Origin of the sequence: Bradyrhizobium sp. SUTN9-2, from assembly GCF_003122645.1 — a bacterium.
GTDB lineage: Bacteria > Pseudomonadota > Alphaproteobacteria > Rhizobiales > Xanthobacteraceae > Bradyrhizobium > Bradyrhizobium yuanmingense.
Map to the genome: position 1 here is coordinate 2,698,986 of NZ_LAXE01000001.1, position 5,897 is coordinate 2,704,882.

The 5,897-nt window shown below is 58.9% G+C and carries 6 protein-coding genes and 1 pseudogene; 4 read left to right on the top strand and 3 right to left on the bottom strand.

The window, feature by feature from the left end; translation table 11 throughout:
• The coding region (locus tag XF30_RS38865; RefSeq protein ID WP_204524504.1) for a hypothetical protein at nucleotides 1-239 on the top strand (239 nt) is incomplete at its 5' end.
• A gap of 126 nt (nucleotides 240-365) precedes the next feature.
• Here XF30_RS38865 and XF30_RS12250 read toward each other — a convergent pair.
• Entirely contained in the window at nucleotides 366-587 is a 222-nt protein-coding gene (locus XF30_RS12250) for a hypothetical protein (RefSeq protein WP_244609096.1), read from the bottom strand.
• A 125-nt stretch (nucleotides 588-712) separates the two neighbouring features.
• Here XF30_RS12250 and XF30_RS40115 point away from each other — a divergent pair.
• Nucleotides 713-898: pseudogene (locus XF30_RS40115) on the top strand (DNA primase); the annotation flags it as partial.
• A 95-nt stretch (nucleotides 899-993) separates the two neighbouring features.
• Here the strand turns inward: XF30_RS40115 and XF30_RS12260 are convergent.
• Nucleotides 994-1,797 carry a GH12 family glycosyl hydrolase domain-containing protein gene (locus tag XF30_RS12260; protein WP_109142853.1) on the bottom strand — a complete coding sequence of 268 codons (804 nt, stop codon included), beginning with the start codon at nucleotides 1,795-1,797 and terminating at the stop codon, nucleotides 994-996.
• A 381-nt stretch (nucleotides 1,798-2,178) separates the two neighbouring features.
• The gene (locus XF30_RS39290; protein WP_244608938.1) at nucleotides 2,179-4,260 is read right to left on the bottom strand and encodes a hypothetical protein; all 2,082 of its coding nucleotides are present in this window, start codon (nucleotides 4,258-4,260) and stop codon (nucleotides 2,179-2,181) included.
• A gap of 268 nt (nucleotides 4,261-4,528) precedes the next feature.
• On the opposite strand from XF30_RS39290, the gene XF30_RS12275 reads away from it, so the two are divergent.
• Together XF30_RS12275 and XF30_RS40120 are read left to right on the top strand one after the other, a co-directional pair.
• The gene (locus XF30_RS12275; protein ID WP_502696093.1) at nucleotides 4,529-4,993 is read left to right on the top strand and encodes a transposase family protein; all 465 of its coding nucleotides are present in this window, start codon (nucleotides 4,529-4,531) and stop codon (nucleotides 4,991-4,993) included.
• Entirely contained in the window at nucleotides 4,960-5,178 is a 219-nt protein-coding gene (locus tag XF30_RS40120; protein ID WP_204524506.1) for a hypothetical protein, read from the top strand. Before XF30_RS12275 ends, XF30_RS40120 begins: the two co-directional genes overlap by 34 nt.
• Nucleotides 5,179-5,897 lie beyond the last annotated feature (719 nt).

Consider the following 5,897-nt stretch of genomic DNA (forward strand, 5'->3'; position numbering starts at 1 on the left):
TCGATAGGGCGCGCAGGGCCCGCGGACATCATCAGGGGGCGAAAGACACCACCGATTTACGAGCTCGGGCGGTCGATGTGCTGCCGGCATTCTCTGAGCTACAACGCTATCCTTTCAACCGCAGGCATCGTGGTGCGCTGCGCGCCAACAAAATACAGATCAACCAAACCCGATCCACGATGCCGAGCGCGATCGCTGGCGTTGTCCGCGGGGCTTCCTGGACACGACAAAGATTGTAGTGGGCCACGTACAGATTCACGGCTGCGTCGTAGTGGTCCAGCTTTTGAGATGGTGGATCGCGCGAACTCGCTTCTGGCTCATGCGGAGCACAAGGTGCTCCACATAATTGATCGAAATGTTGTAGATCATTTCGAGAAAATGAGGAAGACGTGGCCACCATTCACTGTTTTCCGTTGCAAAACAGCTCTTTCACCCACGGCGAGTGATGATGCTCCTGAAAAATTAGGACTCATTTCTTTTCCCGGGCGCGTGACGCCCGCGTAAGATAGGGGACGTGCCTGGCGAAAAGCGGCGGCGCTTCTCTTGTCGTTTTCGCTGGGAAGATCGCTCGCATTCACGCCATACATCACGATAGCGTCGAACTCTCTTCCTTTTGCGCTGTGCAGCGTGCAAGCTCGCGCGACCGGTCCCCTCGACAAGACCTACCAGATGGACGAGCGGGATATCTAGGTCCTCAGCCGGGTGGTATGTCGCCTTAGCCGAACATGGCGATCTCCTCGGCGTGATCCGCGAGAGCTGCGGCTTCACTAACTTTTGTGGTGTCGCCAATGAGGCCCGACGCTTTCTGAGCCTGCCGCGTTCAGAACAGGAGCCCGAGCCAAATCACCACCAATCGAGAAAATCGCCCGTGCTCGGTTCGCCAGTTATTTCGAGTCGTGATCCGCTCTAGCTCGTGCGCCCTGGCGCGATGACGCGCTCTCAGCGCCGGGTTTGGGCAAATCCAATAGCCGCGGCGAACGCAGAACTGGATTTTCACTTCGAGGTCACGGTCCAGTTACTGAACTTGAAGTTCATTCCGCCGGGGGAGGAGGTGATCTCGACGCCGTATTGGATGCTACCCACGTTTATGTCGCCGAAGTAGCCCTTCGACTTGATCCACTCCAGGATGCCTTTGATGTCCACTGTCCCGCTGTTGCTCTTCGAAATGGGCACGAGCGAGATGACGTTGTGACCATTGTTCCCTTCAAAAACGTTCCAAGTCGTTCCTCCCAGCTCGACGTTAGTGTAGACCGGGATGGCCGCCCCGGAGGGATCCTGCCGATAATGATAAGAAATGGGCTTCACGTTGCCGCTACCGTCCGGGTTTCCGGTGTAGTTTGTCCAGATCATGATCTCATGCTGGTTTGAGCTGTCCCAAATATCATAGGCGGTGTCCCAGGCGCCGCCTTTAGGAACGTCCTGATGGAAGGTCGAGCTCAAGGTGTTGATCGCACTGAGCGGCTTTCCGACATGGACGGTCTCGTGCGGATAGCTCTTGATACCACCAGTTCCAGGCTGGTTCGACCATACGCTCCACTGGTTCGCTCCATACACCGAAATGGTCTGAGGCCCGGCACCACTGCCCCACACGTCGTTATTCCAGGAGTAGCCATCGCGTGAAAAGTTCGCATACGGAGCGCTCGAACTCCAAATCGGGGCCTTTGCCGGTGCAGGAGCGGCAGCCGATCGCCCGACGTCGTTCACAGTCTGCCTAAAAAGATCATGATGTTCCTGTGAGCAGACGTACCCCAGCGGGGACTCCGGCGAGCCGGCGCGGTTTATCCGATTGGAATCCATATGCTCTCCCTTGCTCCTGTGGAAACAAAGCCTCTTGCTGATCGTCCAGCGGGTGCCCTGGGTTTGTGACCAGTTCGGTCGTGGGGGCATCGTCATCCAGAGACCGGCTTCCCAAATCTAAGAAGGTTGGCTTTCGAAAAGCTGACTAGCGCGAGAGTGCACGGTGCGCGCCTGTCTGCTCCTTTCCAACCAACGCATGCGGCGAACGAGAAGGATTTGCCCGAGGGTCATCGCGAGCGCTCCGGGATCTGATCCGTCGCAATCCTGGCGCCATCTGCATTCTTAGTGACGCGCGATTATCGCTGCGTCAGCGTCGCCGAGACGCTCGCGATCGCGGGCGGCACTTCGCCGTCCCGCGCAGGTGGCAAGCGCTGCTCGCTCTTATTTTGTAGAGCCCCCCGCTCCGTCCTGCGCATCCTTTTCCAGTCCCTGAAGCTCCTCTGAGGGAGCGGAGAGTGGCGACAGTATGGATTGATCATCAAGCAATCGCCGGAGCTCCCCTGGAGAGAATTGCTCTAGATCGAAACTAAACTCTTCTGGATCGGCGGAGAACGACAGGGCAGGGTGTTGATGCAACTCGTCCTGCAAGTCCTTTCCCTGTCGCTGAAGCTCCGCTGAGGGGACGGAGATTGGCGACGGTATGGATTGATCATCAAGCAATCGCCGAAGCTGCTCTGGAGAAAAGTGCTCTAGATCGAAACTAAACTCTTCTGGATCGGAGGGGAACGGCTCGGCAGGGTGTCGGTCAAGCTCGTGCTGCAAGTCCTTTTCCAGTCGCTGACGCTCCTCTGAAGGAACGGAGATTGGCGACGGTATGGATTGATCATCAAGCAATCGCTGAAGCTCCTCTGGAGAGAATTGCTCTAGATCGAAAGAAAACCCTTCTGGATCGGCGGAGAACGAAGCGGCAGGGTGTCGGTCAAGCTCGTCCTGCAAGTCCTTTTCCAGTCGCTGAAGCTCCTCTGAAGGGACGGAGACCGACGACGGGATGGGTTGATGATCCAGATGATCCAGCACTTGCCGAAGCTCCCACTGATGAAGCTGCTCTGGATTGATCGCGACGTGCCCTTGCTGGATGGGGGCCACGTTCGGAGGGCGAGAATTGCCCTTCGGCATGCCTGTCGACCGAAAGGTTCGGAGTTTGTCTATTGCCCTAAGGAGCCCGTCGGGATCACCCTTTCCGAGGAACTCGGACACGTCACCGCTCAACGATTCGTTGTCGAGCCGAGCAACAAGGCTCGGTTTGCTTTTTGCGAACAGCCAACGGCTAAAACTCCGAAGACGACTCGTATATTGATACGCGTAGTTTATTGCCATCCCGGCCTTGATGAAGGCCTCCTGTAGCCCCGAGATATCGCGAGCATCGTCGAAATAAAGAGGCCGCATGTCTGCCCCCGTCACAACCCCCCTTGATTGAGCCGGCCGCAGCGCCGAGGACGCGCTAAGCTGCGCAGCGGCGATGTCGAGGCGCCTAGTCCCGGCCTTGATGAGCGTCTCCTCGAGCCCCAGGACAACGGGAGCATCCTCGGAACAAAGAGGCCGCATGTCATGCCCTCTCACAATACCCGGCGTCTGAGCCGGCTGCGGCGCCGAGCACGCGCGGTGCTGCGCAAGGGCGTTGTCGAGCCCCGGTTCCATCAGTACCGCGCCTTCGGGACGGATGGGAGCCACGTTGGGGGCGGGAGGGTTGAGCTTGGCGCGACCGCTCCTTGGGCGTACGTTGACTTCGCCCGTCGACCGAAAGGTGCGGAGACGGTCTAATGCTACAAGGAGATTTCGGGGATTCCCCTTTCCGACGAACTCGTATACGTCACCGCTATTGCTCAGCGACATACTATCCAGCCGAGCAACAATGCTCGGTCTGCCTTTTGCGAAGAGCCAACGGCTAAAGCTAAGAAGAGCGCCTGCATGTTGCTTCGCCCCGCTGGCGACCATCCCGCCCTTGATGAGAGCCTCCTCAAGCCTCAAGATTTCGGGAGCATCGTCGGAATAAACAGGCCGTTTGTCCAACTGATGCCCCCGTACCACAATCCCAGTATGAGCCGGCTGCACCGCGGAGGCTGCTGGCATTGCTCCACCACCACCTGAATTGGCGGTCAGCTGCTGCTCAATGACAACGCCTTGCGGATTGTTTAAGGCCCGCGGCCTCTTCGCTGCTCTTAACTCGGCTGTGTTATGCTCATCGTTGATGATGACCTCGCTTGGCAAAGGGTTGCTCCTGGCAAGTCCACTCATCGGCTCGGCCGGGGGCTGCTGGGTGTCGCTAGACACATTGGTAGAGGAGCTACGGCGTGGCCCACTGTCAGCGATCGCCTTATCGGCTTCGCGGGTCTCGTTTAATTGCTGCTCAAAGTCCTCTTGCCCGGATCGGTCAGGTTGATGCTCTTGCGAGACCTGTACCCGCTGCCCGGCAGCTACATTGAATGCGTCAAAATTGTGCGGGTCCACACTAGCCTCAGTCATGAAATCAATCGAGCTGGTCCTACTATGAACAATCTTTCGAGAAGCTGACGAGGCGGTCGCCCGCGACTCTCAATCGTCGCGGGGCTTCTTGAGTTCAGGACCCGCCTTCGGCGCGGCTGCGCCAGCTGCAGATCCGAAAAGCGCGATGCCGATGGGGGCGGTCCTCCGGTCGGCTCGCCACCCCTTCGGTTCGTCCCCATCGGTGCAGTCTCATCCCTTGGTCTTCCGCATATTTGGTGCAAGGTGCGGGATTCCGGACAGTGCAAATATGGGCATAAGGTCGGAATCGCAGTCGACGCCCGTGATTCGCCTTGCTCCATGCCTTCCGCTCGCTGATTTCCCCGAGCTTACGATTGTCCGGATCCTTCCCCATGCCGATAAGTGGTGCTCGTGGCTCGGACGAAGGCCGCGCTCTCGTTCGTGTCCTTGTTGCGGTCGCGAGACGCGCCGCGTCCACAGCCATTACGTGCGACGCCTAGCCGATTTGCCGTGGCAGGGTCGGGTTGTCGAGATCCGGCTTCACGCGCGACGGTTTCGATGCGCGAATTCGCAATGCCAGCGTTGGATATTTAATGAGCGATTGCCAGAAACGGTGCGCGGCCGAAAGCGCGATGCACGTCACGGCTCAGCCAAAGCCAACTGGCGATCGGCCTCGCGGTCGGCGGGGAGCCGGGTGCGCGTCTGTCGTGCAAACTGGCCATGCCGGCCAGCGGCGACACGTTGCTGCGGATGATCCGCGCAGCCGAGTTCAAGTCGCCAGAAGCGCCGCGTGTAGTCGGCATCGACGACTGGGCTTGGCGCAAGGGGCTGCGCTACGGGACCATCATCTGCGATCTGGAGCGCAATCGCATCATCGAAACTTTTGCCGGCGACAGTTTGTATTCTGCTGGTCTCAACCTGGAACCCGTTCGTGGCTAAAGCCCCCATCGCAAGTTGCCTTCATCTCCCCCACGCCGGATCTGAGCTCTGGCGGCGTAGATTCGCCGAGAGCCAAATGGAGAGCAGTATGGATGGTTCGCATTTCCAGCTCTGGCAGTTGAACCCGTTAGCTCCAGAATTCGCCCAGCAGTATGCTGAGCTCCGGGCGCAGCAGCAAGTCGGCAACAACCTGACGACACCAGCCAGCAAGCGAGCTTTGAGTGGCAGCTGGACGAGTTGCAGTTGAGTTCCTCTGACGAGGCCTCCACGGAGGCTGCTTCGCCAGATCCTAGCCCTGAAGCGCGTAAGGGAAGGACCGGGCGCACGGACTTCGGCGGTTCACTACCGCTCTCGCAGCAGCACAATCTGTTCGGCAGCCCGCGCCATGGCATCGAGATTCCTCGCGCTCTCCTTGATGCTTCGACCGAGGTGCGGTCGCCATCTCATCTGCGGAACAGCGAGATCGGCAGCGTGCGCTACATGTCTGAGGCGGCGACGCAGGTAGCTGCACCCGCCGCACGAAGCAGGCGACCGGATGGATGTCGCGCATTCGGTCAAGGCTTGGGCAAGCATTCGGGCTGGATCGGGGCGGGAAGTGCTTCGGTGCTTCGGGCCAGTGACCTGCCACTGCTTAATTCCTCCAGAAGGAGTTAGAGTCCGGCCCGAAGTGCAGCGAGGCCGAAGTTTGGACCACTCAGAACTAGAGTTTTGCTCCTCTT